At 62.3% G+C, this 22,194-nt stretch carries 20 protein-coding genes; 7 read left to right on the top strand and 13 right to left on the bottom strand.

From position 1 onward, the window contains the following. Positions 1 to 178: 178 nt before the first annotated feature. Positions 179 to 1,477: an L-fucose:H+ symporter permease gene (gene fucP, locus DOM36_RS12900; RefSeq protein WP_110643320.1), complete on the top strand. Its 1,299-nt coding sequence runs from the start codon at positions 179 to 181 to the stop codon at positions 1,475 to 1,477. 261 nt (positions 1,478 to 1,738) lie between these two features. Here the strand turns inward: fucP and DOM36_RS12890 are convergent, their stop codons facing one another. Both DOM36_RS12890 and DOM36_RS12885 read right to left on the bottom strand, forming a co-directional pair. After that, complete coding sequence (locus DOM36_RS12890; RefSeq protein WP_110643319.1) at positions 1,739 to 2,536, bottom strand: MBL fold metallo-hydrolase; 798 nt, start codon at positions 2,534 to 2,536, stop codon at positions 1,739 to 1,741. Positions 2,537 to 2,692: 156 nt separating this feature from the next. Further along, on the bottom strand, positions 2,693 to 3,595 hold the full coding sequence (locus tag DOM36_RS12885; RefSeq protein WP_110643318.1) for a DMT family transporter: 903 nt from the start codon (positions 3,593 to 3,595) through the stop codon (positions 2,693 to 2,695). 92 nt (positions 3,596 to 3,687) lie between these two features. Between DOM36_RS12885 and DOM36_RS12880 the strand changes: the two genes are divergently transcribed. From DOM36_RS12880 to DOM36_RS12860, 5 genes are all read left to right on the top strand, one after another. Beyond that, positions 3,688 to 4,602 (top strand): LysR substrate-binding domain-containing protein, encoded by a 915-nt coding sequence (locus tag DOM36_RS12880; protein ID WP_110643317.1) that lies wholly within the window; start codon positions 3,688 to 3,690, stop codon positions 4,600 to 4,602. 82 nt (positions 4,603 to 4,684) lie between these two features. Next, positions 4,685 to 5,284, top strand: a complete 600-nt coding sequence (locus tag DOM36_RS12875; protein WP_075570848.1) for a TetR/AcrR family transcriptional regulator — start codon at positions 4,685 to 4,687, stop codon at positions 5,282 to 5,284. A 92-nt stretch (positions 5,285 to 5,376) separates the two neighbouring features. Continuing rightward, positions 5,377 to 6,411, top strand: a complete 1,035-nt coding sequence (locus DOM36_RS12870) for an NADP-dependent oxidoreductase (RefSeq protein ID WP_075570847.1) — start codon at positions 5,377 to 5,379, stop codon at positions 6,409 to 6,411. A 75-nt stretch (positions 6,412 to 6,486) separates the two neighbouring features. Next, a complete protein-coding gene (locus tag DOM36_RS12865; protein ID WP_110643316.1) occupies positions 6,487 to 7,173 on the top strand; it encodes a type 1 glutamine amidotransferase domain-containing protein in 687 nt (228 codons plus the stop codon). A 4-nt stretch (positions 7,174 to 7,177) separates the two neighbouring features. Continuing rightward, positions 7,178 to 7,465 carry a DUF1330 domain-containing protein gene (locus DOM36_RS12860; RefSeq protein WP_075570845.1) on the top strand — a complete coding sequence of 96 codons (288 nt, stop codon included), beginning with the start codon at positions 7,178 to 7,180 and terminating at the stop codon, positions 7,463 to 7,465. Positions 7,466 to 7,641: 176 nt separating this feature from the next. Here DOM36_RS12860 and DOM36_RS12855 read toward each other — a convergent pair whose 3' ends face one another. The 3 genes from DOM36_RS12855 to DOM36_RS12845 all read right to left on the bottom strand — a co-directional run bounded on the left by DOM36_RS12855 (position 7,642) and on the right by DOM36_RS12845 (position 11,400). After that, positions 7,642 to 9,354, bottom strand: coding sequence for a thiamine pyrophosphate-dependent enzyme (locus DOM36_RS12855; protein ID WP_110643315.1), 1,713 nt, complete (start codon positions 9,352 to 9,354; stop codon positions 7,642 to 7,644). Positions 9,355 to 9,528: 174 nt separating this feature from the next. Continuing rightward, a complete protein-coding gene (locus DOM36_RS12850; RefSeq protein ID WP_232823826.1) occupies positions 9,529 to 10,968 on the bottom strand; it encodes an amidase in 1,440 nt (479 codons plus the stop codon). Positions 10,969 to 11,076: 108 nt separating this feature from the next. Beyond that, the gene (locus tag DOM36_RS12845; protein WP_075570842.1) at positions 11,077 to 11,400 is read right to left on the bottom strand and encodes a YrhK family protein; all 324 of its coding nucleotides are present in this window, start codon (positions 11,398 to 11,400) and stop codon (positions 11,077 to 11,079) included. Between the two features lie 202 nt (positions 11,401 to 11,602). Here DOM36_RS12845 and zwf point away from each other — a divergent pair, with 202 nt between their 5' ends. Further along, a complete protein-coding gene (zwf, locus tag DOM36_RS12840) occupies positions 11,603 to 13,195 on the top strand; it encodes a glucose-6-phosphate dehydrogenase (RefSeq protein ID WP_232823825.1) in 1,593 nt (530 codons plus the stop codon). A gap of 79 nt (positions 13,196 to 13,274) precedes the next feature. Here zwf and DOM36_RS12835 read toward each other — a convergent pair whose 3' ends face one another. The 8 genes from DOM36_RS12835 to doeA form a co-directional block, all read right to left on the bottom strand. Then, positions 13,275 to 13,826 carry a GNAT family N-acetyltransferase gene (locus DOM36_RS12835; RefSeq protein ID WP_157958640.1) on the bottom strand — a complete coding sequence of 184 codons (552 nt, stop codon included), beginning with the start codon at positions 13,824 to 13,826 and terminating at the stop codon, positions 13,275 to 13,277. Further along, entirely contained in the window at positions 13,823 to 14,770 is a 948-nt protein-coding gene (locus DOM36_RS12830) for a cyclodeaminase (protein WP_110643312.1), read from the bottom strand. The genes DOM36_RS12835 and DOM36_RS12830 overlap by 4 nt, the downstream gene beginning before the upstream one ends. A gap of 51 nt (positions 14,771 to 14,821) precedes the next feature. Continuing rightward, positions 14,822 to 15,808, bottom strand: coding sequence for a hydroxyectoine utilization dehydratase EutB (gene eutB, locus DOM36_RS12825; protein ID WP_110643311.1), 987 nt, complete (start codon positions 15,806 to 15,808; stop codon positions 14,822 to 14,824). Positions 15,809 to 15,891: 83 nt separating this feature from the next. Next, positions 15,892 to 17,292: an aminotransferase gene (locus DOM36_RS12820; protein ID WP_110643310.1), complete on the bottom strand. Its 1,401-nt coding sequence runs from the start codon at positions 17,290 to 17,292 to the stop codon at positions 15,892 to 15,894. Between the two features lie 130 nt (positions 17,293 to 17,422). Beyond that, entirely contained in the window at positions 17,423 to 18,886 is a 1,464-nt protein-coding gene (locus DOM36_RS12815; protein ID WP_110643309.1) for an NAD-dependent succinate-semialdehyde dehydrogenase, read from the bottom strand. Between the two features lie 216 nt (positions 18,887 to 19,102). Continuing rightward, complete coding sequence (locus DOM36_RS12810; RefSeq protein ID WP_075570835.1) at positions 19,103 to 19,585, bottom strand: Lrp/AsnC family transcriptional regulator; 483 nt, start codon at positions 19,583 to 19,585, stop codon at positions 19,103 to 19,105. Beyond that, positions 19,582 to 20,721 (bottom strand): N(2)-acetyl-L-2,4-diaminobutanoate deacetylase DoeB, encoded by a 1,140-nt coding sequence (doeB, locus tag DOM36_RS12805; protein WP_110643308.1) that lies wholly within the window; start codon positions 20,719 to 20,721, stop codon positions 19,582 to 19,584. The genes DOM36_RS12810 and doeB overlap by 4 nt, the downstream gene beginning before the upstream one ends. Positions 20,722 to 20,909: 188 nt before the next feature. Then, on the bottom strand, positions 20,910 to 22,109 hold the full coding sequence (doeA, locus tag DOM36_RS12800) for an ectoine hydrolase DoeA (RefSeq protein WP_110643307.1): 1,200 nt from the start codon (positions 22,107 to 22,109) through the stop codon (positions 20,910 to 20,912). Positions 22,110 to 22,194 lie beyond the last annotated feature (85 nt).

Here is a 22,194-nt window from a genome sequence, read left to right as displayed (position 1 = left end):
TCAATACCACCATCGGCTACCGTCAATCCGCGACAATTCCCTTATCGCTCTAATGATGAACGGCTACTTTATAAGCCGCCTCTCTTAATGCATCATCTCGCTCCATCATGCTCGCTGACACGATTGACCTCGGATCGGCGGTCCATCCCCTGGACACATCATCAACAGGATTTCGATCATGTCCGACACGCAACGACCTAATTACCGCGGCGCACTGACCGTCGTCACGACGATCTTTTTCATGTGGGGTTTCATCACCTGTCTCAACGACATTCTGATTCCCCACCTGAAAGCGGTCTTCTCGCTGAACTACACCCAGACCATGCTGATCCAGTTCACCTTCTTCGGCGCCTATTTCATCATGTCGCTACCGATGGGCAAGGTGCTCGCCAGGATCGGGTACAAGAACGCCATCAGCCTGGGGCTGTTGATCGCGGCGGTGGGCGCGGTGATGTTCTACCCCGCCGCTCGAGCGCCTTCCTACCCGCTGTTCCTGACCGCGCTGTTCGTGCTGGCCAGCGGCGTCACCATGCTGCAGGTCGCGGCCAACCCCTATGTCAGCCTGCTGGGGGCGGAAGGCTCTGCCTCGAGCCGGCTCAATCTGGCCCAGGCGTTCAACTCGCTGGGCACCACGCTGGCCCCGTACTTCGGCGGCATGCTGATCCTGGGCGCCGCGGTGCTGGGTGCCAGTGAACTCGCCGACATGTCCGGCGCCGACCGAATGGCCTACAGGGTCCAGCAGGCCCAGAGCGTGCAACTCCCCTACCTGCTGCTGGCCGCCGTACTCGCGATTCTCGCGGTGGTGATCTATCTGTGGAAACTGCCCAATTTCAAGGATCAGGCCCGCGACGATAGCCCGACCGAGAACGTCACCGCCGCCGAAGCCTTGCGTCATCCCCATGTGCTGTTCGGCGTCATCGGCATCTTTGCCTACGTCGGCGCGGAAGTGTCCATCGGCAGCTTCCTGATCAATTACATTTCGCTGCCGGATATCGGCAACATGAGCGAAAGCAGCGCCGCCAGCTATGTCGCCTACTACTGGGGGGGGGCCATGATCGGTCGTTTCATCGGCTCGGCGCTGATGCAGAAGATTCGTCCCAGCCTGATGCTGGGCGTGTTCGCGATCGTGGCGGCACTGCTGACCGCCGCGACCATGCTGACCTCCGGTCACGTCGCGATGTGGAGTATCGTCGCCATCGGGCTATTCAACTCGATCATGTTCCCGACCATCTTCACGCTCGGCATCGCCAAGCTCGGCCCGCTGACCAGCAAGGCCTCCAGCCTGCTGATCATGGCGATCGTGGGCGGCGCCATCTTGCCGGTGGCCCAGGGCGCGATCGCCGACACCGTGGGCATTCACCACGCCTTCGTGCTGCCGCTGATCTGCTATCTGTTCATCGCCTTCTACGGTTTCCGCGGCTCGCGCGTCATCGATCCGCATCCGTCGGTCCGGGGCGCGCACGCCGCCTCGTCCTGAACGTCCCGGCAGCCACATGAAACGCCCCTCCCGCGAGGGGCGTTTTCGATGGGGCCCTCGACTCGTCGATGCCGGGCATCGGTTCCCGGCTTCGATCCGTCATTCGGATGAGCGGTGGCTTCACCGACCGCGCACCACGCGCCCAGACGCCATACGCCCAGGCACGGCAGAAGGTCCAGGTCAGCCGGGCGCTATTCGACAATGCGCAGGTCGGCTTCATCAACGGCTCGCAGATGCCGCTGCCCAATCCCGACGTACGCGTTATCCACTCAGTGCCCGGCAGTGGCGCTGTGCGGATTCCTCGATGACGCGTTTGGCATCGATCAGGATCTCGCGGCCCCAGAAGGCCGAATAGGCGCTGTCGAACGCGAGCGGCTCGAGGCGACTGGCGATACTCTCGACCGTGCTGGCGTCGAGAGGAATATTGTTGGGGTAGGACCACATGAACGACGCCATGCGATCCGGCGTCACCATCAGCGTATCACTGGTCAGCAGAACCTCCTGCGCGGTCCAGTGCAGCACGCTGGCGCCGGGGAAATGGCCGCCCAGGCAATGGATATCGATGCCCGGCAATATCTCGCGTGACGCCCCCTCCCAGAACTCGATGCGCGCATCCGACACAGTGACCCAATCACGATCTGCCGCGTGTACGTAGATCGGGCAGTCGAACGCCTGCGCCCAATCCGCCATGGTGGAAAAGAAATGCGGGTGCGACAGCACGATGGCATCGAGTCCGCCGAGACCTTCGATGATCTCGATGGTCGCCTCGTCGAGTAGCGTCAGGCAGTCCCACAGCACATTGCCGGCCGGCGTGCGCAACAGGAAGGCGCGTTGGCCGATGGCGAAGCTTGGGGTGGTGCCTATCGCCATCAGCCCTGGCGCCATGTGGCGGAAGGTGTTGGTGTGACGGGTCGCCAGTTGGGTTGGCGTCGTCCAGCGCTGGCCCTCGACGGGCACGAATTGACGCTCGTCCTCGCAGATCCCGCAGTGCTCCGGCGGGGCCTCGCTCGGCGGATATTGCACACCGCAGGTAGCACAGATAAAACCATGATTACGCATCTCGACCTCCCCTGGAACCGACCCAGATCATCGCTCTTTTCAGTTCGCTTTATCAACGCCGCTTGTTATCAACGCCGCTTGTTATCAACGTAGCTTGAGGCCTTGCGCTTGCCAGCGATCGTCTCGCTTTACTGCCGTACCATCAGCCATCAGCCATCAGCCATCAGCCATTAGCCATCCGGCGATCAAGATAGTCGCCATGCCCACCAGCATTGGACCATCGGGTACCTCGCCGAATAACCAGAACCCCCACCCCATGGCAAATATCAGATAGGTGTAGTCGAATGTTCCCACCAGCGACGAAGGCGCAATCTGATAGGCCCGGGCGACCGCGAGGTTGACGCTCACCATGAGCAATGCATAGAGCCCGATCATCAGGTACACGATCGCATCGAGCCGCTGCCAACCGAGAGTGAGAAAGCCGGATGACGTTTCCGGCGCGACGACGACCACGACGACATTGCCGACCACCCCCGCCAGCAGGAACGCGAGATTGAGCCCCAGTGCCAGAAGCCAGGGAGAACTCTCACGACAGCGTGTCCGTGTCAGTACCATCGCGCCCGCATAGCAGAGCGCCGCCAGCAGTGGCAGCAACATGGCCGGAGAGAACAGCTCATCTCCAGGGCGCAGCACGATCACGACGCCAGCGAAACCGAGCCATAGCGCGGTCCAGTGCCGCCGCGTCAGCGGCTCGCCTCCCAGCGCTGCCAGCACGGCGATGAACAACGGTGTCGTGTAGATTCCGACGGCGGCGATGCTCAGCGGAATCCAGGGCAGCGCAGCATAGAACGCGATCCACATGGCCAACAGCAAGACGTTGCGTACGCCGATCCAGCCCCAGGTATCGAGACGCCGTGGAAGGCGCTCGTACTGGCGTCGCCACCCCAGTATCAGTATCGGCAATGAAATAAGCGGTGCGATCACCAACAGTTGCCACAGAGAAAGCGTATCGCTAAGCCCCTTGACCAATGCATCGGCCAGGGCAAGGAGAAAAACCGCGCCGACGATCAGCAGAATGCCTTGGCGAGGGTTATCCTCAATTACGCAAGGTGCTTTCATGACGACTCCTGTCGGTGGCGATCGCCAGAGCGTGCCTCACCGACCGCACCCGTCACCAACGATGGCTGCGTCACCATCCATGAGCCTGGGTTATGTTTCCATTGAACCGCTCGCTGCCGCCCCTCGCCACTTTACTGCCGTTCGAAGCCGCCGCCCGGCTGGAAAGCTTTACTCGGGCCGCCGAAGAACTCGGCTTGACTCAGGCTGCCATCAGTCGCCAGGTACGGTCGCTGGAGAAGGATCTCGGTGCGGCGCTGTTCGAGCGCAGAAATCGGGGCGTCTTCCTGACCCCGGCCGGACGCCAACTGGCCGAGGTCATCTCCCAAGGCTTGTGCCGGATCGCGCAGCATGCCGACGACCTCCGCGGCGGAGAGCGCGCACCTCGAGTGATCCTGTTCTGCCAACTTTGCGAGGCGTTCTACTGGCTGATGCCTCGCCTGGCGACATTCAACCAGCGCCATCCCGATATCGATCTGAAGCTGGTGACATCGACCCGGCCGTTGACCGAGCAACGCGACCCGTTCGACATCGCATTGCAGACTCATGGCCGCCCGAGTGGCAACCACACATTGGCGTTTACCGCCGCGGATACCATTTATCCCGTCTGCAACCCGGATCATCCAGCCGCTCGAAATAGGCCAATCTCCCTGGACGCGTTGACCGATTTCGATCTGCTTCACCATCGGGCAGAGCCGCCCGACTGGATGGAGTGGAGCGACTGGTTCACGGCAATGGGCCGGGACGTGGCGACGCCGTTAGCCGGAAAAGTGTTCGACAGCTATCCCCTGATGTTGCAAGCAGCGCTGGCCGGGCACGGCATCGCGCTGGGGTGGCAGCGCACGACCGAGCGGTCGATCGAAACCGGTGAACTGGTAAGACCCGTGGTGGAAGCTCTCATTCAACCCGAAGCGATCGCCGTCTACACTCACCGGGAGACCGTGGATCGCCACGCGTGTCGGGCGCTGCTCGACTGGCTGGAAGAAGCACTGAACGACCCACCCTGCTAGCGGTCACTTCACCCGCCCCGTCGCGGCAACTCCTAGCGAACGAACACTAGACGACCGGTCTATTCAAGACTAGAGTGGATGCATGAACCGCTCACTTGCCAATCGCGACGTCAAAACGCAGATCCTGGATATCGCTCAGTCCACCATGGGAAACCGAGGGTTTTCCGCGGTCGGGTTGAATGAAATTCTCAAGGCGGCCCAGGTACCCAAAGGCTCTTTCTACCATTACTTCGAATCGAAAGAAGCGTTTGGAGTGGCACTGCTGGAACGTTACTTCAGCCGCTATCTGGCCGAACTCGACGAGTTGCTCGCTTCCAGTGACGAGCGTTCCGCCGTCTCGCGATTGATGCGTTACTGGCAACGGTGGGTGGAAACCCAGAGCGGGCACGACCTGCAAAGCCGTTGTCTGGTGGTCAAGCTGGGTGCCGAGGTCAGCGATCTTTCCGCTTCGATGCGTCAGGTATTGGAAAACGGCACCGATCGCATCATCGAGCGTCTGACCCGCGAGCTGACCCGCGCCCGGCAGAACGGAGAAATGGCTGACGATGGTGATGCCAGAGAGCTGGCTGCCTCGCTTTACCAGATGTGGCTAGGGGCCAGCATGTTGGCCAAGGTGACTCAGAACGATAGCCCGTTGCAGTCGGCGCTGAGCACTACACGACGCTTGCTCGATCAGGACTAGATCCAGGGCCGACGACTCGGCTCTTTTATTTTCCTCGCGACTAGACGACTGGTCTAATCGAATCAGATTCATTGAAGTGAAAGGAGTACGTCATGACGCAGAATCATGCGACCAACCGACAGTGGGTATTGGCCTCGCGCCCTCACGGCGAGCCGAGTCGGGATAACTTCCGCCTGGAAGAGACCGCGATTCCCTCCGTCACGGAAGGCACGGTCTTGCTGCGCACGGTCTACCTCTCGCTGGACCCCTACATGCGGGGCCGCATGAGTGACGCGCCCTCCTATGCCCCACCCGTGGAGATCGATCAGGTGATGGTGGGCGGCACCGTCAGTCGCGTCGTCGAATCTCGACATGCCGATTTCAAATCGGGCGACTGGGTGCTCGGCTTCACCGGCTGGCAGGACTATGCGCTGTCGGACGGCACGGCCCTGACCAATCTGGGCCAGCAGCCCGAGAATCCCTCCTACACCCTGGGCGTCATGGGCATGCCAGGCTTTACCGCCTACATGGGGCTGACGGATATCGGCAAACCCAAGGCGGGCGAGACCCTGGTAGTCGCTGCCGCTACCGGCCCTGTCGGAGCGACGGTCGGACAGATCGGCAAGATCAAGGGCATGCGAGTCGTCGGTATTGCCGGCGGCGAAGAGAAGTGCCGCTATGTGGTCGAGACACTTGGCTTCGATGCCTGTATCAACCACCGAGCCGAAGACTTCGAGGCCCAGCTCGAAGCCGCCTGCGATGCCGGTATCGACGTCTACTACGAAAACGTAGGAGGCAAGGTCTTCGATGCCGTCTTGCCGCTGCTCAATACCAGCGCCCGGATCCCCGTCTGCGGCGTGGTCGCTCAGTACAACGCGACGGATCTCCCGGCGGGGCCGGACCGTCTGCCACTGTTGATGACGACCATTCTCAAGAAGCGCCTCACCGTGCGCGGATTCATCATCTTCGACGACTACGGTCATCGCTTCGACGAATTCTTCAATGAGATGTCGCGCTGGGTCGACGAGGGTCGCATTCACTATCGCGAAGAGATCAAGCAAGGCCTGGAAAACGCCCCCGAGGCGTTCAACGGTCTGTTGAGGGGCGACAATTTCGGCAAACTCGTCATCCAGGTCGGCGAGCGTTGATTCCATGTCTCCGGATTCAGAGACATCAGGTCCCGCGACAACCCCTATCGTCACAACCCGAAAGGCGTTTATCCCATGAAAGTATTAATGGTACTGACATCACACGATCAGCTTGGTGACACCGGCGAGAAGACCGGCTTCTGGCTCGAAGAGCTGGCGGCGCCTTATGTCGTCTTCCAGGACGCCGGTGTCGATATCACGCTGGCCTCGCCCAAGGGTGGCCAGCCACCGCTGGACCCCAAAAGCGACGATCCGGCAGCGGATACCCAAGAGGTCAAACGATTCCGCGCTGACCCGGAAGCCATCAAAGCACTGGCCAGCACCCACGTACTGGCGGATGTCGATATCGATGATTTCGATGCGGTCTTCTATCCCGGCGGCCACGGCCCGCTGTGGGATCTGGCGGAAGACAAGACATCCATTGCGCTGATCGAACGGACCCTGCAGGCGGGTCGTCCAGCAGCCCTAGTCTGCCATGCCCCTGGGGTATTGCGTCACGTGAAGGATGCCGACGGCGCGCCGATCGTGAAGGGCAGGAAGGTCACCGGCTTCTCCAATAGCGAGGAAGAAGCTGTCGGCCTGACAGACGTCGTACCGTTTCTGGTCGAAGACGTACTCAAGTCACAGGGTGGTGACTACAGCAAAGGGGCAGACTGGTCTTCCTATGTCCTCGCCGACGGCCTGCTGATTACCGGTCAGAATCCAGGCTCCTCCGCCGAAACCGCGAAGGTGCTGCTGAAACAGCTCAACCAAAAGGGGTAAGTCGATGAGCACTTACGTGATCTTCATCAAGGACGCCACCCTCGATAGCGAGGAGATGGCGATCTATGCCGACAAGGCCAGCCAGGCAAGAGGAGATAACCCGCCCAAACCGCTTGCCTTCTACGGTGATATCACAACGCTGGAAGGCCCTGAAGCCGAGGGTGCGGTGGTGCTGGAGTTTCCCGATCGTCAGGCCGCGCTGGCGTGGTATGAAAGCCCGGCCTATCAGGAAGCCAAGCAGCATCGTCTCAAGGGAGCCGACTACCGGGTCATGATGGTGGAAGGGGTTTAACGGCCCGCGTTGGCAGATTGCCGACTTGGATCGCCCCCGGGTCCGGGGGCGATTCGTCGACGTCCCGGGTTCTTTCATTCTCGCCGGGCGTCTCAAAACACCGACCCTGGCCTGGATCGATCCCCGCACTCATCCCCTGATGCCACCCAGCGGCGGCGGAGAAATCGCCGGATCGTCTACTTCCAGAAGTTGCTCTTCACCAGATCGATGACATCGCTCATCCGGCCATTGAGTACGGCTTTGCCGGAATAGAGCGCGGTGGAGGTCACCTGCCCCGGTTCGACCTTGGGCGGCATCACCAACTCCATGCGATTGACCTTGACGTCGAGAATCGCCGGTCCGGGATAGGCCAGCCATTCGGCGATGGCATGCTTGAGTTCGTGCTCCTGCTCGACATGCCGGCCCCACAGTCCGATGGACTGAGCCAGCAGCCCGAAATCGGGGTTTTCAAGGTCGGTGTAAGTGTCGAGCAGGCCATCGACCTTCTGTTCCAGTTCGACGAAGCCCAGCGAGCTATTGTTGAAGACCACGATCTTGAGCGGGATCTTCTCCTGCTTGAGGGTCAAAAGGTCCCCCATCAGCATGGTCATGCCACCGTCGCCGCACATGGCGATGACCTGACGGCCGGGGAACGCTTTCTGAATGCCGATTCCCTGCGGATAAGCATTGGCCATGGTGCCGTGGACGAGGCTGGACAGCGTCCGGCGCTTACCGTTGGCATGGATGTGGCGCAGCATCCAGACCATCGGGCTGCCGGCGTCGGCGGTGAAGATCGCATCGTCGTGGGCAGCTTCGTCGAGCGCCAGGGTCAATTCCTGCGGATGGATCAGACCATCGTCCGAAGACTCGTGGGCGTCACGCTCCAGCGCCTTGCGGTAGCTCTTGCGGCACCGCTCCAGCCATTTCGTGTCGCTCTGCTCGTCGACGATCTGGGCGAGCGCGGCGCAGGTATCGCGCACGCTGCCAAGAAGTCCGACATCGACCGGATGGCGCTTGCCGATCTGCTGCGGATCGATATCGACCTGAATGATCGTCGCCTTATCCGGATAGAACTGGGTCCAGGCGAAGTTGCAGCCGAGCAGCAGCAAGGTATCGCATTCGGCAACGGCGTGATAACCGCCGGCCAGCCCGAAGACGCCGGTCATGCCGACCCCGAAAGGGTTGTCCGGTTCGATGAAATCCTTGGCCCGTGAGGTCCAGGCTACCGGCGCCTTTAGCTTGGCCGCCAGCGCCATTACCTCATTGCGCGCGTGCTGACAGCCGGAGCCCGCGAAGATGGATATCTTGCCGCCGGCATTGAGTGCCTTGATTGCCGGCACCAGCTCTTCGGCGCTCGGCCGCGTGACCGGATCGAAACGATGCACTCGGTAGGGCAGGTCCTGGCTCGGCTTCTGGGTGAACAGGTCCCCATGCACGATCAGCACCGCCACGCCGTTCTTGGCCAGCGCCGTCTGGGCCGCCAGCGCCGTCATGCGACGGACCTGATCGGGATTGATGATCGTCTCGCAAAAAACGCTGTACTGCGCGTAGATCGGCCTGGGGTCGACGTCCTGCGGGAAGCCGATGCCGGTATCGGCAGTGCCGACCTGGGAAGCGATCAACACCACCGGCGAACCGCTGCGATGGGCTTCGAACAGCCCGTTGACGAAGTGCAGCGTGCCGGGGCCGCAGGTACCGGCGCACAGGGCCAGCTCCCGGGTCATGTAGGCTTCGCCACCGGCCGCAAAACCGCCCACTTCCTCGTGACGAACGTGCACCCACTCGAGATCGCTGCGACGGATGGCATCGGTAAAGTGATTGATGGTATCGCCGACTACGCCATAGCAGCGCTTGGCGCCCGCCTGGGAGAGCGTTTCGACGATGATTTCAGCGACATTCTGATGACTCATGATGCGACTCCTTATCGCGTGACGGCAGAACCTTCGAGGCGCTCGGATAGAGTCCTCGACGGTCCCGCCGTCGCGGGCCCGGTAAACTGGGCGATGAAAGTAGAGCGACAGACGCCGCGCATTCAGCGCGACATCTATCTCAAGCGTAGTCGGCAATCGCGATCACGCTCGGACTCAGGCCATCTCGGAAGGATCGGGCACCCGCGGAAAGCGCGGCGGGTGCGCTTTCATGTAGGCGTGACAGGCGCGCAGCACACGGACGTCATCATGCTTGCCGCCGGCCAGCTGGAAGCCCACCGGCAGACCGCGCTCGGTGAACCCGCAGGGGACGGAAGCCGCCGGCTGCTGACTCAGGTTGAACGGATAGGAGAACGGCGCCCACTCTTCCCAGTCCCGCATGCCGCTGCCTGGCGGCACTTCGTGGCCGGCCTCGAACGGCTCGATCGGTACCGTCGGGGTCATCAGCAGGTGGTATTTCTGGTTGAAGCGTTCCAGGCACTCGGTGAAATTGGCTCGTCGGCCCAGCGTCTGGAACAGATCGAGCGCACTCCACTGCTGCGCGGTGCGCGCATTGGCAACGAGGCCCGGATCGAGCTGCTCACGCTCCTTGTCACTGCATTTCGACCAGAAATCCAGCGATGCGGTGAACCAGAGCTTCTGGAAGATATCGATCGGCGACTCGAAACCCGGGTGTATCTCCTCGACTTCGGCCCCCAGTTGCTCGAGGTTACGAACGGCTTCGCGAACGCGGGCGGCGACCTGCTCGTCGACTTCGGCGTAACCCAACGTGGGCGAATAGGCGATGCGCAGACCGCGCAGATCCTGGCCGAGATCGGCACCCCAATCCTTCGGCTGCCCTCGGGTGGCATAGGGGTCACGATAATCGTAGCGGCCGATCACGTTGAGCATGCGCACGGCGTCTTCGACGCTTCTGGTCAGCGGACCGATATGGGAGAGCGACGGCTCGGTGGCCGGCGGCCATTGCGGCGTCCAGCCGTAGGTCGGTTTGAAACCGAAGACACCGGTAAACGCCGCGGGGATGCGAATCGAGCCGCCGGAGTCGCCGCCTTGATGCAGCACGCCCATGTTGAGCGCGGCAGCGGCAGCGGCCCCACCGGAGGAGCCACCCGGTGTCAGGCGGGTATCCCAAGGGTTGCAGGTGGCGCCGAATACGCGGTTGTCGGTCACCGCCTTCCAGCCGAATTCCGGCGTGTTGGTCTTGCCCAGGATCACCGCTCCCGCTTCCCGGAGCATACGCGCCGGCGGACAATCTTCCTGACACACGGCGTCCGATGACGTCAATGAGCCGCCCCGTGTCGGCATGCCGGCCACCTCGGCCAGATCCTTCATCGACACGGGGATACCGTCGATGGCACTTAGCGGCCTGCCCTGCCCCCAGCGCCGAGCCGATGCCTTGGCCGCCTTCTCGGCGCCCTCCCGATCGACATGGACATAGGCGTTGACCGCTCCATTGAAACGATCGATCCGCTCCAGCGCCGCCCGTGTCGCCTCCAGCGGCGAGGCCTCCCCGGATCGATACAACCGCTCGAGCTTTCCGGCGTCCATATTTTCAAGATCAGTTCCCAGATCGGCAGCTGAATCAGCGTCGCTCACATTTCCTCCACATCCTGTGGTAAACGGGTTCGTTGCGACCCAGCCTAGTCGGCAGTTCCGCGAGGGCGCAATGTCGACACCGAGAAGATGCCAAGGCACCAGGGAGTCTCAGAAGTCATGTTCGGCGGCACTGGGCGATGACGAGTTACCATTCACGTGTTGCAAGTGCAGCCGACGAACCAGCCGGATGACTGGGCGAATCAGCATCTCGACGCTGCCGATCACGAACAGCCAGGTGCCCGCATATGTCAGAGATTCGTAGAAGAAAAAGAGACTGCCGATGACGAACCAGACACCGATCAGAACGTCGTTGACGATACTCAGCATTTCGTAGCGCTGACGAATGACGAGTTCGTCCCGGCCGAAACGAAGCGTCAGCGATTCGTCGTCACGACCCGATCGGGTCGCGTTTCGTTGCGTACTCTCACTCATCTCGTTAATCCTCCCTGTAAGTTTCGTCACGCTATTCTGGTTCAGCCTGCCGAGGTCCGCAAAGACGGCGCCTGGGATCCCCGAGCCAATTCACTGGCCCCGGCAGGAATTGTCTTCCATGATGAGATCAAACGAGACGAGTGGCTCTCGGCGATCCATCCAGCCCCGCTCTCGGCAACCCACAAGACGAGGTAGACGCCCCGTGCCCCATTCGACACAAGCGCAGCATGAGCAGACGCCGGCTGCCGACAACACCACCATGTTCATCTTCGGTGCCGGTGGTGATCTGGTGAAACGTCTACTGATCCCATCGCTCTACAATCTGGATCGGGATCATCTCATCGACCCCAAAATGCGAATCATCGGCGTCGATCTTGCCGAGCATGACGACGACGGTTTTCGCGCCCATCTCAAGCAATTCATCGCCGACAAGGCCGCCGACAATCACTCGGAAGGTCGCGGCAGCGCACTGGACGAATCTCACTGGTGCGAGTTCGAAAAGCGGCTTCAGTATCTACAGGGAGACTTCACCGACGAGGCCATTTATCGTCGGATCAAGGACACCATTGCCTCGTCGGAGAACGATAACGCGATCTTCTACTGCGCAACCTCATCCCGCTTCTTCAGCGAGATTGCCCAGCAACTCGGCAAGGCCGGGTTGCTGACCGAGCAAGGCGGAAACTACCGCAGGGTCGTCGTCGAAAAACCGTTCGGTCATGATCTCGAATCGGCGCAGGCATTGAATGCCAATCTGCTCGAAGTCATGAAGGAAGATCAGATCTATCGAATCGATCATTTCCTCGGCAAGGAGACCGTTCAGAACATCCTCGTCGCCCGCTTTGCCAACGTGCTGTTCGAGCCGTTCTGGAACAATCACTATATCGATCACATTCAGATAACCGCGGCAGAAACGGTGGGGGTCGAAGCGCGCGCTGCCTTCTACGACAAGGCCGGCGCCATGCGCGACATGGTTCCCAACCACCTGTTTCAGCTTCTCGCCATGGTTGCCATCGAGCCACCGGCCGCTTTTGGGGCGGATGCGCTGCGCAGCGAGAAATCCAAGGTGCTGGGCGCCATTCGCCCGTGGACCATCGACGAAGCCGACGACAACTCAGCGCGTGGCCGATATGAGGCGGGTACGCTCGGCGATCGCCAGGTGCCCGGCTATCTCGAGGAAGACGGTGTCGACGCGGACAGCCAGACCGAAACCTTCGTTACCATGAAGGTGATGGTCGATAACTGGCGCTGGATCGGCGTACCGTTCTATCTGCGTACCGGCAAGCGCATGAGCGCGCGGGATACCGAGATCGCGATCTGCTTCAAACCGGCGCCGTACGCCCAGTTTCGCAATACCGACGTGGATCGGATGGCCTCAAACTGGCTGATCATCCAGATCCAGCCCAACGAGGGGATGTGGTTCGACTTCCAGGCCAAGCGCCCCGGCCCGGAGCTGGAGATGGATACGGTCAAGATGGGCTTCGCCTACAAGGACTTCTTCGATCTGCCCGCGGTCACCGGCTACGAAACGTTGATATACGACTGCCTGACCGGCGATCAGATGCTGTTTCAGCGCGCCGACACCATCGAGAACGGCTGGCGCGCCGTGCAGCCGTTCCTGGAAGCCTGGTCCCGAAAATCGGGGACCGGAAAATCGGGCATCGAAGGGTACGCCGCCGGCACCGACGGCCCCAGCGGCGCCCACGAACTGATCCAGCGAGACGGCCGCCTGTGGCACAAGGTTGGCGAACCCACCGGCCCCGGCGTGGCACCGGTGCCGAAACGTAGCGATCGCTGATCGCGGTTTGACGTGCCATGAGGCGCCGGCGCAAAAGCCAAGGGATAACGACGAGTCGCGTCTCAACGGGCGGCAGAACCTAGAGACGCCGTGCCAGCAAACGTTCCACCAAGGGTTGCCCGTTGATCTCGAAATTCTGGTCCAGCTTTTGATCGCTGAAGCCACAGGACTCGTAGAAGCGAATGGCCGCCAGGTTGTTGGCGAAGGCCCAAAGCCCGACGTTGCGAAAGCACCGTGCTGTAAACACGCTATCCGCCTCGCGCAGCAGTCGTGACCCCACCCCACAACGTTGTGCCGAGGGTGATACATAAAGCCCATGAATCTCGGCCCAGCCCTGGGTTGTCGATCTCACGTCGGGGCGAGTCTCGGGCGGATGACGAAACGCCCCGACGCGAGCCCAGCCCACCACGGCCTGACGTTGCACCGCCACCAGCACTTCTGCCCCCAGTTCCAGCTCCCGTCGCCAGGTTCCCAATCGGCTGTCGAAATCTCTTCTGGCCAGTGTGTCGTCGTCGATCAATCCGCGGTAGTTGTGGCGCCAGGCGTCGACATGGATTGTCGCGATCGATGCCGCATCGCCCTGCGTTGCCCGCCGTACTACTATCGCCTCGCGACGCTGCCGCTCCGTCACGACGCCAGTCGGGCCAGCGTGAAACCGGCAATGGCGGTGTCCTGCACGCCGGTACCGGTGAGATCGCAGACGGTGATCTGCGAGTCGGTGGCACGCAGACTCTTGCCGCTGGCGATCACGCGGCCCAGCTCGTTGACGGCGAACGGCGGCTGGTGGCCGGCGTAGGCCTTGAGCTCACCGTTGTTCTCGCTCTGGGCGCGGGTATCGGCGACGTAGTGATCGGCTCGTTCCATGACGGACGTATCCAGCTCACGCTTGTCCGGGCTATCGGAACCCATGGCGGTGACATGAACGCCTTCACGTAAATGCTCGCCGCTCAGCAGCGGCTCCCGCGACGGCGTGGTGGTAACGATGATGTCCGCCTCGCGGCAGGCCTCGCCGATATCGGTATGTACCGCCACGGTCAGCCCGTATTTCTCCTGCATCCGCGCAGCGTAGGCTTCGGCCTTGGCCACGTCCCGCGCCCACACGTCGAGGGTGTCGATGTCGCGCACCAGCATGAGCGCGGCGACCTGCAGCTCCGCCTGCAGCCCGGCGCCGAGCACGGTGACGCGTTGACTGTCGGCGCGCGAGAGATGCTTGGCGGCAATGGCGCCGGCCAGCGCGGTGCGAATGTCGGTGAGGTAGCCTTCGTCGAACAGCACCGCCTCGACCAGACCGGTCTTGGCCGAGAACACGATCATCAGGCCGTTGAGACTCGGCAGTCCCAGTTTCGGATTGTCGAAGAAGCCCGGGCTGACCTTGATCGCGAAACGCGAGTTGCCCTTGATGTGCGCGGTCTTGACGTCGACCTCACCATTGGCCTCCTCGATCGCCATCGACAGGATCGGCGGCTGCACCACGTTGCCCTCGCCCAGGGCACGGAAGCCTGCCTCGACCGCTTCGAGCGCGGCGTGATCGAGACTGACGACTTTCTGAATCTGCTCGCGATTATAGAGTTCCATCGGGGGGGCTCCTGAGGCCGTTCATTTGAATTCGTATCCGCATTCAGCCGCTCAGCGCGCCGGGTAGTCGATCAGCGTCTTTGCCCGCATCAACGTCTCTGCATCGACGCCATTGCCCGAGACGATCAGCGCCACCTTCTCGCCCCGAACGTCGATGCCGTGCTCCTCGATGGCGGCGAGCCCGACCGCGGCGGCGCCTTCCACCAGCATCTTTTCATGCTCGAAGAAGTGCAGCATGGCGCGGGCGATGGCCGCTTCCGAGACCTGGTGGTGGTCGTCCATCACCTCGCGGACCAGTTCGAACGTGCAGCGGTTGTCGAGTCCGATGCCGCCACCCAGCGAGTCCGCCAGCGAGGCCTCCTCCTCCACCTCGACGGGCTTGCCGGCGGCCAGGCTCTCGATCATCGCCGCGCCCTCGAGCATGCTGACGCCGGTCACCTGGACCTTCGGGTTGATGCCCTTGACCGCGCGCCCGATGCCGCCAAGCAGCCCGCCGCCGGAAAGCCCGATCAGCACCCGGTCCAGCCCGGGGACGTCTTCCATCAGTTCGAGCCCGATGGTGCCCTGGCCCGCTGCGATCAACGGATCGTCGAAGGGCTCGATCAGCGCCATGCCCTCCTCGGCGACGAGACGCCGCGCCTCGACGAAGGCATCGTCCTGGGAGCGCCCGATGACCCGGGCTTCGGCACCCAGCGCCTCGATGGCCGCTATCTTGTTGGCCGGTACCAATTCGGAAACGCAGATGATGGCGCGGGCGCCGAGACGCTTCGACGCCCAGGCCACCGCGCGGCCATGATTGCCGGTGGAGGCCGTGGTCACGCCGCGTTCCAGCTGCTCCGGCGCTAGCGACGCGATCTTGTTGAGCGCGCCTCTCAGCTTGAAGGCACCGCTCGGCTGCAGGGTTTCCAGCTTGAGATAGATCTCGGCATCGAAGCGTGCCGACAGGCTCTGGGAGAGAATCAGCGGCGTCCGCGCCGCCTGGCCGGCGATGCGGCTTCGCGCCAGATAGATGTCGTGAAGCGTCACGGAGTCTGACATCGTTGAGCGATTCCCGATTGAGAAAATGGAAACGGCAGGGTGGACGTTTCCACCCTTCCGCAGTCTCATGGCGCCATCAACACTCAGGCGTTGAGCTTGCCCTCGCGCGTCAGCGCATCAGTGACCTTGTCGACGGCACGCTTGGCGCGGGCGATCACTTCATCCACCTGGCCACGATCGATCACCAGCGGCGGCGCGAAGCCGAGGATATCGCCGTTGGGCATGGCTCGAGCGATCAGGTTCTCTTCCAGCGCGGCGGCCGCGACCCGGGCACCGACCTTGAGCGACGGATCGAATGGCGTGTACTCGCCCTTCTCCGGCGCGAATTCCAGTGCAGCCATCAGCCCCTCGCCGCGCACGTCACCGACCAGCGGGTGCTCGCCGAAGGTCTTCTTGAGCTGGGCATTGAAATAGGCCCCGGTCTCGGCGGCATTACCCACCAGGTTTTCGCGCTCGATGATATCGAGATTGGCCATGGCCGCCGCGGCACCCAGCGGGTGGCCGGAGTAGGTCCAGCCGTGGCCGATCGGACCGTATTCGCCGGTGCCATCTTCCAGCGCTTTCCATACGCGCTCGCCGACGATCACGCCGGAAAGCGGCTGATAGGCGCTGGTCAGCCCTTTGGCGATGGTGACCAGATCCGGTTTGATGCCGTAATGCTGGAAGCCGAAATCGCTGCCCAGACGGCCGAAGCCGCTGACGACTTCGTCGGCGATCAGCAGGATGTCGTGGCGCTTCAGCACGGCCTGGATCGCATCCCAGTAGCCTGCCGGGGGCGGAATGATGCCGCCCGTGCCCAGCACCGGTTCGCCGATGAAGGCGCCGACAGTCTCCGGCCCTTCACGCTGGATCATCGCTTCGAGCTGTTCGGCGCAGTAGGCGGAGAATTCGCGTTCGCTCATCTCGCCCCGAGGCCGGCGGTAATAATATGGCGCCTCGGTATGCAGCACGCCGTCGATGGGCAGGTCGAAATGCTGATGGAACGCGGGCAACCCGGTCAGCGAGCCGGCGGCGATGCTGGAGCCGTGATAGCCGCGCTGGCGCGAGATGATCTTTTTCTTCTGCGGCCGGCCGGTGACATTGTGGTAGTAGCGCACCAGCTTGATCTGGGTCTCGTTGGCGTCGCTGCCGGAAAGCCCGTAGTAGACCTTGTTCAAGCCGTTGCCGGCGAGCTTGGCAATGCGCTCGGACAGCGCGATCAACGGCTCGTTGGAGTGGCCGACATAGGTGTGGTAGTACGCAAGCTCCTTGGCCTGGGCGTAGATCGCCTCGGCGATCTCGGTGCGGCCGTAGCCGATGTTGACGCAGTAGAGCCCGGCAAAGGCATCGATCATCTCGCGCCCATCGCGATCGACGATGGAGATCCCCTTGCCACCGGTAATCACGCGGCCCGGAAAATCGCCATGGGCGTAATCGCGCAGATGGGTAGAAGCATGGAAGACATGGCGGCGATCGTTGTCGATCAGCGTACGAGTATCGGTCATACGATTTCCTTACCGAAAGAGGATTGCTGCCGTGCTCGCACCATCGAGCGTTGTCGGAAACGGCAGCGATCCGGGCGGGCGCAGCGATCGGAGTGATCCTTGTGTCATACCCGCGATAGAATCGATCAATCTACGAATTGCTGGCAGAGGGCATATTGCCGAGACAGTAGTACTTGGTATCGAGATATTCCTCGAGTCCTGCCGCACCGCCTTCGCGGCCGAGCCCTGACTGCTTGACGCCGCCGAACGGGATTGGCGCGCCGGTCATCTTGACGCTGTTGACGCTGACCATGCCGTACTCGAGCCCGCGCATCAGCTTCCAGATCCGGCGAACATCGTTGGTATAGACGTAGGCGGCCAGACCGTACTCGGTGTCGTTGGCCAGCCGGAGAACCTCCTCATCGTCGTCGAACGCACAGACACCCGCGACCGGGGAGAAGGTCTCCTCGCGGAACACGCGCATCTCCGGGGTGATATCGGCCAGCAACGTCGGCATGAAGAAGTTCTCGCCGGGGGCCTGGCCCTCGCCACCCAGCTTGCGTGCGCCCTTCTGGATGCCGTCCTCGACGATACCCTTGGCCATGTCGACCGCGCGCTGGTGAATCAGCGGGCCGATATCGCTCCCTTCGAGACCGTTGCCGACCTTCAGCGCCTGCATGTGTGCCACGAAGCGCTCGACGAAGGCGTCGTAGATCTTGCGGTGAACGAAGATGCGGTTGGCGGCGAGACAATCCTGCCCGGCGGTCTGGAACTTGGCGGCGACCGCTTCTTTCGCCGCGGCATCCGGATCCATGTCGTCGCAGACGATGAACGGCGCATTGCCGCCAAGCTCCAGCGACATGCGCTTGACGCTGGAGGAACTCTGGCGCATCAGCAGCTTGCCGACGCGGGTCGAGCCGGTGAACGAGATATTGCGAATGCGGTTGTCGTTGCACAGCACCTCGGAGACGGTCGCCGGATCGCCGGTGACGACGTTGAACACGCCCGCCGGAATACCGGCCCGCTCGGCCAGCTCGGCCAGTGCCAGCGCGGAGTATGGCGTCTCGTTGGCCGGCTTGACGATCACCGTGCAACCGGCAGCCAGCGCCGCCCCCGCCTTGCGCGTGATCATCGCCAGCGGGAAGTTCCACGGCGTGAACATCGCCGAGACGCCGACCGGTTCCTTGATCGTTCCCAGCGCCGCGTTGGGAATATGGCTGGGAATGGTCACGCCGTAGGCGCGCTTGGCCTCTTCGGCGAACCACTGAATGAAGCTGGCGCCGTAATCGACCTCACCCCGGGAATCGTCGAGCGGCTTGCCCTGCTCGTAGGTCATCAGCAGCGCCAGATCTTCCTTGTGCTCGTGCAGCAGGCGATACCAGGCGTGCAGCTTTTCGGCGCGCTCATGGACGTTGATCGCTCGCCATGCGGCGAAAGCATTCTCTGCCGCGGTTACCGTATCGGTAATCTGCGCCGCTTCCAGCAATGCGCAATGGCCCAGGGTCTCTCCGGTAGCGGGATCGACGACCGCTTCCTCGCGGCCCTCGCTACCGTGGGTCCATTTGCCATCGACATAAGCGTACTGGCGGAAAAGCCTGGGATCGTTGAGTTTCATATCGCCTCCTGCAGGGGTATCGGCGGTGGAGCAGAACGGGTTGCCTATCCTGCGAGTGCGACCATGGTATCGATTCGGCGGCAGGAAACTTTTCGTCTCTACCGCTTTGCGGCACGCTTTCTTCCGAAAGCCCGCTCAGGAGTTGCGGTTTTTTTGGTGGGACAGGAGACAAGCGCAAACTCGCCCGGCCAAGGCCGGGCGAATATTCAGCTTATGCTAGAAATTCGATGCATCCGTTTCGGAGAATACCGGCGGCCCTTCGCGCTTGACCGTCTTGGTGACGATGTAGGTGAAGTAGCGCTCGATCCCCAGATCGGACACGAGCCAGGCATCGATCAGGCGTTGATAGGCGTCGATGCTGTCGGCGGCGATCTTGACCAGGTAGTCGACGCCGCCGCCGACCGCGACGCACTCGGCGACGGCGTCGGTCTCCCGGACCATGCGCTCGAAACGGGCAAAGCTTTCGGCATTGTGCTGCTTGAGCTCGATCTGCACCCACACCGGTGTGCGCTTGACGATGGCGTCGGGATTGATGCGGGCGCTGTAGCCTTCGATGATCCCGGCTTTCTCCAGCCGCTTGACCCGTTCCCAGCACGGGCTGACGGAGAGACTGATTGCCTCCGCCAGCCGCGACTTGGTGATCCGACCGTCATGGCTCAGAATTTCCAGGATCTTGAGGTCGTAGCGATCGAGTCTCATTCGGCCGGCTTCGGGGCCGATGAATGGCTTTCGGCCGGGTTCGGGGCCGATGAATGGCTTTCGGCCGGCTTCGGGGCCGATGAAAGGGCCGGCTTCGGGGCGGATAAGGAACCCGCACGTTCCAGCGACTCGACCACTTCCGCGACCACGGCGATGGTATCGCCCATTCCGACCTTGGCCGGGAACCGCCGCGCGATCAGCACGCCGTCGCGCTGGGCGCGATATTCGACCGGCACTGCGCCGGTGCGACTCATGTCGTGGATCCTTGCCAGCACATCGCCCTGCTGAACCATTTCCCCCAGAGACACCGTCAGTTCCAGCAGGCCGGAATGCTCGCTCTGGACGTAGCAGCTGGCATCCGGCATATCGACGTAGACCATGGGTTCGGTCGGCTTCTCGATCTCGCCAGCCATCAAGCCATAGTGAATCAGGAAATTGCGCACGCCGCGCTCGGTCAGCGCCAGGCTCTGCGGCGTCGAGGTGCCGCCGCCGCCCAGCTCGGTGGTGACGAAGGTCTTGCCCTGGGATTCCACCGCAGTGTCGTAGAGCTTGGTGGCGTCTAGCTCGAACATCATCATGGCGTAGGGCGCGCCGAAGGCGACGGCGCCGGCGAGACTGGCGTTTTCCTGGGCGAGATCGTCGAGCCGATGCGCGGCGGCGAACGGCACGATGTCCAGCGTGCGACCGCCGGAGTGCAGATCCAGCGCCACGTCGCACATCGGTACCAGCACCCGAGTGAAATAGTCGGCGATCTGACTCGTCACGCCGCCATTGGGGTCGCCGGGGAAGCTGCGATTGAGATTGCCGCCATCCAGCGGCGACGTTCGCTTGCCCGCTTCTGCCGCCGGCGTGTTCATCATCGGCACGATGATCACTCGGCCGCGAACCTCTTCGGGCTTGAGGGTGCTCGCCAGCTTGAGCAGCGAAGTGATGCCTTCGTACTCGTCGCCATGGTTACCGCCGGTCAGCAGCGCCGTGGGGCCTTCGCCGTTGGCGACCACGGTGATCGGGATCATCACTGCGCCCCAGGCGGAGGTGTCGATGGAGATCGGCAGCTTGAGAAAGCCGTGCTGAACGCCCTGGGCATCGAAGTCGACGGTAGCGCTGATCGGGCTGGGACGCAGGGTTGCGGACATGCGAACTCTCCTCAATGAAGCGGATGACGCGCCGCAGCGGATCGCTAACAGGCGCGTCATTGAAAGATAGCAAAATAGCCGGGCGAGCCGGAATCGCGGCGGGCCTCAGACCCGCTATTCGGCCTCATCCCACCAACGACCGGCACACTCTTGTTTGACGAACATAGTTGACGAACAGCTGACGCGACTTACTTGACGAACAGCTGGCGCGGAAAATGGCACAACGGCTCGGCGCCATTCTCGGTGATCAGGATGCTTTCGGTGATCTCGAGGCCCCAGTCGTCCATCCACATGCCGGGCATGAAGTGAAAAGTCATGCCGGGCTCGAGAATCGTCTCGTCGGATGGGCGCAGACTCATGGTGCGCTCGCCCCAGTCCGGCGGATAGCTGATCCCGATCGGATAGCCGCAGCGCGCGCCGCCGCGATCGAAACCGTACTTGTCCATCGCCGCACCCAGCGCCAGCGCGATATCGGCACAGCGATTGCCGGGCTTGGCCACCGCCAGCCCGTTGTCGATGCCTTCGAGCAGAGCCGATTCGCCGCGAATGAAGTCCTGCGGTGGCTTGCCCAGAAAAACGGTCCGCGACAGCGGCGCGTGGTAGCGCTTGTAGCAGCCGGCGATCTCGAAGAACGTCCCCTCGCCCTTGCGAAACGGGGTGTCGTCCCAGGTCAGGTGGGGGGCGGCGGCGTCGCTGCCGGTCGGCAGCAACGGCACGATGGCGGGATAGTCGCCACCGTGGACCTTGCCGTGCTCGTCGGTCCAGCCTTCGGTGCCGACCCGATAGATCTCGGAGACCAGCTTGCTCTTGGCCAGGCCAGGCTCGATCATCTCGATGATCCGGGTGTGCATGCACTCGACGATTCTCGCCGCCGTGCGCATGTAGGCGATCTCCTGGGGCGACTTGATCGCCCGGCACCAGTTGACCAGCGCCGTGGCGTCGATCAATTGCGCGTGCGGCAACTCCTTGAGCAGGCTGATATAGGCCTTGCCCGAGAAGTAGTAGTTGTCCATCTCCAGCCCGACGTTACCGGTATGCCAGCCATATTCCGGCAGCACCGACTGGGCCAGATACTCCATCGGATGCATGTCCGGATTCTGAACGTAGTAGTCCGGGTAGTAGCGCACGCGCTCGGCGTCCATCCAGCAGGTACGCCAGGCACCGTTGGCATCCTGGCGCCGCCCATACCAGACAGGCTCGCCCTCCAGGCCCACCAGCACACACTGATGCACGTAGAACGACCAGCCGTCATAACCCGTCAGCCAGCCCATGTTGGAAGGGTCGCTGACAACGAGAACATCAATTCCCCGGCTCGCCATGGATACGCGCACTTTGTGCAAACGGCTGGCGTACTCTTCACGCGAGAAAGGTAAAGAAACCTGAAACATGGCGCCACTCGACTAACGGGACCGAATTGTAGGGACATCGGCAGTCGAGGGGATCGAGCCGAGTGTCCTGCCGCTTGCCGACCGG

Origin of the sequence: Salinicola sp. CPA57, from assembly GCF_003206035.1 — a bacterium.
In the GTDB taxonomy this organism is placed as follows: Bacteria; Pseudomonadota; Gammaproteobacteria; order Pseudomonadales; family Halomonadaceae; genus Salinicola; species Salinicola socius.
The sequence above is the reverse complement of the archived record's forward strand: the minus strand, read 5'-3'. Positions and strand labels throughout refer to the sequence as shown.

Bases quoted from the DNA above. Each gene is read 5' to 3' on its own strand.
- DOM36_RS12865 (WP_110643316.1), top strand. From the start codon at position 6,487: ATGAAAGTATTAATGGTACTGACATCACACGATCAGCTTGGTGACACC.
- doeB (WP_110643308.1), bottom strand. From the start codon at position 20,721: ATGTCCGCAACCCTGCGTCCCAGCCCGATCAGCGCTACCGTCGACTTC.
- DOM36_RS12810 (WP_075570835.1), bottom strand. From the start codon at position 19,585: ATGAGACTCGATCGCTACGACCTCAAGATCCTGGAAATTCTGAGCCAT.
- DOM36_RS12875 (WP_075570848.1), top strand. From the start codon at position 4,685: ATGAACCGCTCACTTGCCAATCGCGACGTCAAAACGCAGATCCTGGAT.
- doeA (WP_110643307.1), bottom strand. From the start codon at position 22,109: ATGTTTCAGGTTTCTTTACCTTTCTCGCGTGAAGAGTACGCCAGCCGT.
- DOM36_RS12815 (WP_110643309.1), bottom strand. From the start codon at position 18,886: ATGAAACTCAACGATCCCAGGCTTTTCCGCCAGTACGCTTATGTCGAT.
- DOM36_RS12890 (WP_110643319.1), bottom strand. From the start codon at position 2,536: ATGCGTAATCATGGTTTTATCTGTGCTACCTGCGGTGTGCAATATCCG.
- DOM36_RS12820 (WP_110643310.1), bottom strand. From the start codon at position 17,292: ATGACCGATACTCGTACGCTGATCGACAACGATCGCCGCCATGTCTTC.
- DOM36_RS12830 (WP_110643312.1), bottom strand. From the start codon at position 14,770: ATGGAACTCTATAATCGCGAGCAGATTCAGAAAGTCGTCAGTCTCGAT.
- DOM36_RS12885 (WP_110643318.1), bottom strand. From the start codon at position 3,595: ATGAAAGCACCTTGCGTAATTGAGGATAACCCTCGCCAAGGCATTCTG.
- DOM36_RS12855 (WP_110643315.1), bottom strand. From the start codon at position 9,354: ATGAGTCATCAGAATGTCGCTGAAATCATCGTCGAAACGCTCTCCCAG.
- eutB (WP_110643311.1), bottom strand. From the start codon at position 15,808: ATGTCAGACTCCGTGACGCTTCACGACATCTATCTGGCGCGAAGCCGC.
- DOM36_RS12860 (WP_075570845.1), top strand. From the start codon at position 7,178: ATGAGCACTTACGTGATCTTCATCAAGGACGCCACCCTCGATAGCGAG.
- fucP (WP_110643320.1), top strand. From the start codon at position 179: ATGTCCGACACGCAACGACCTAATTACCGCGGCGCACTGACCGTCGTC.
- DOM36_RS12880 (WP_110643317.1), top strand. From the start codon at position 3,688: ATGTTTCCATTGAACCGCTCGCTGCCGCCCCTCGCCACTTTACTGCCG.
- DOM36_RS12870 (WP_075570847.1), top strand. From the start codon at position 5,377: ATGACGCAGAATCATGCGACCAACCGACAGTGGGTATTGGCCTCGCGC.
- DOM36_RS12845 (WP_075570842.1), bottom strand. From the start codon at position 11,400: ATGAGTGAGAGTACGCAACGAAACGCGACCCGATCGGGTCGTGACGAC.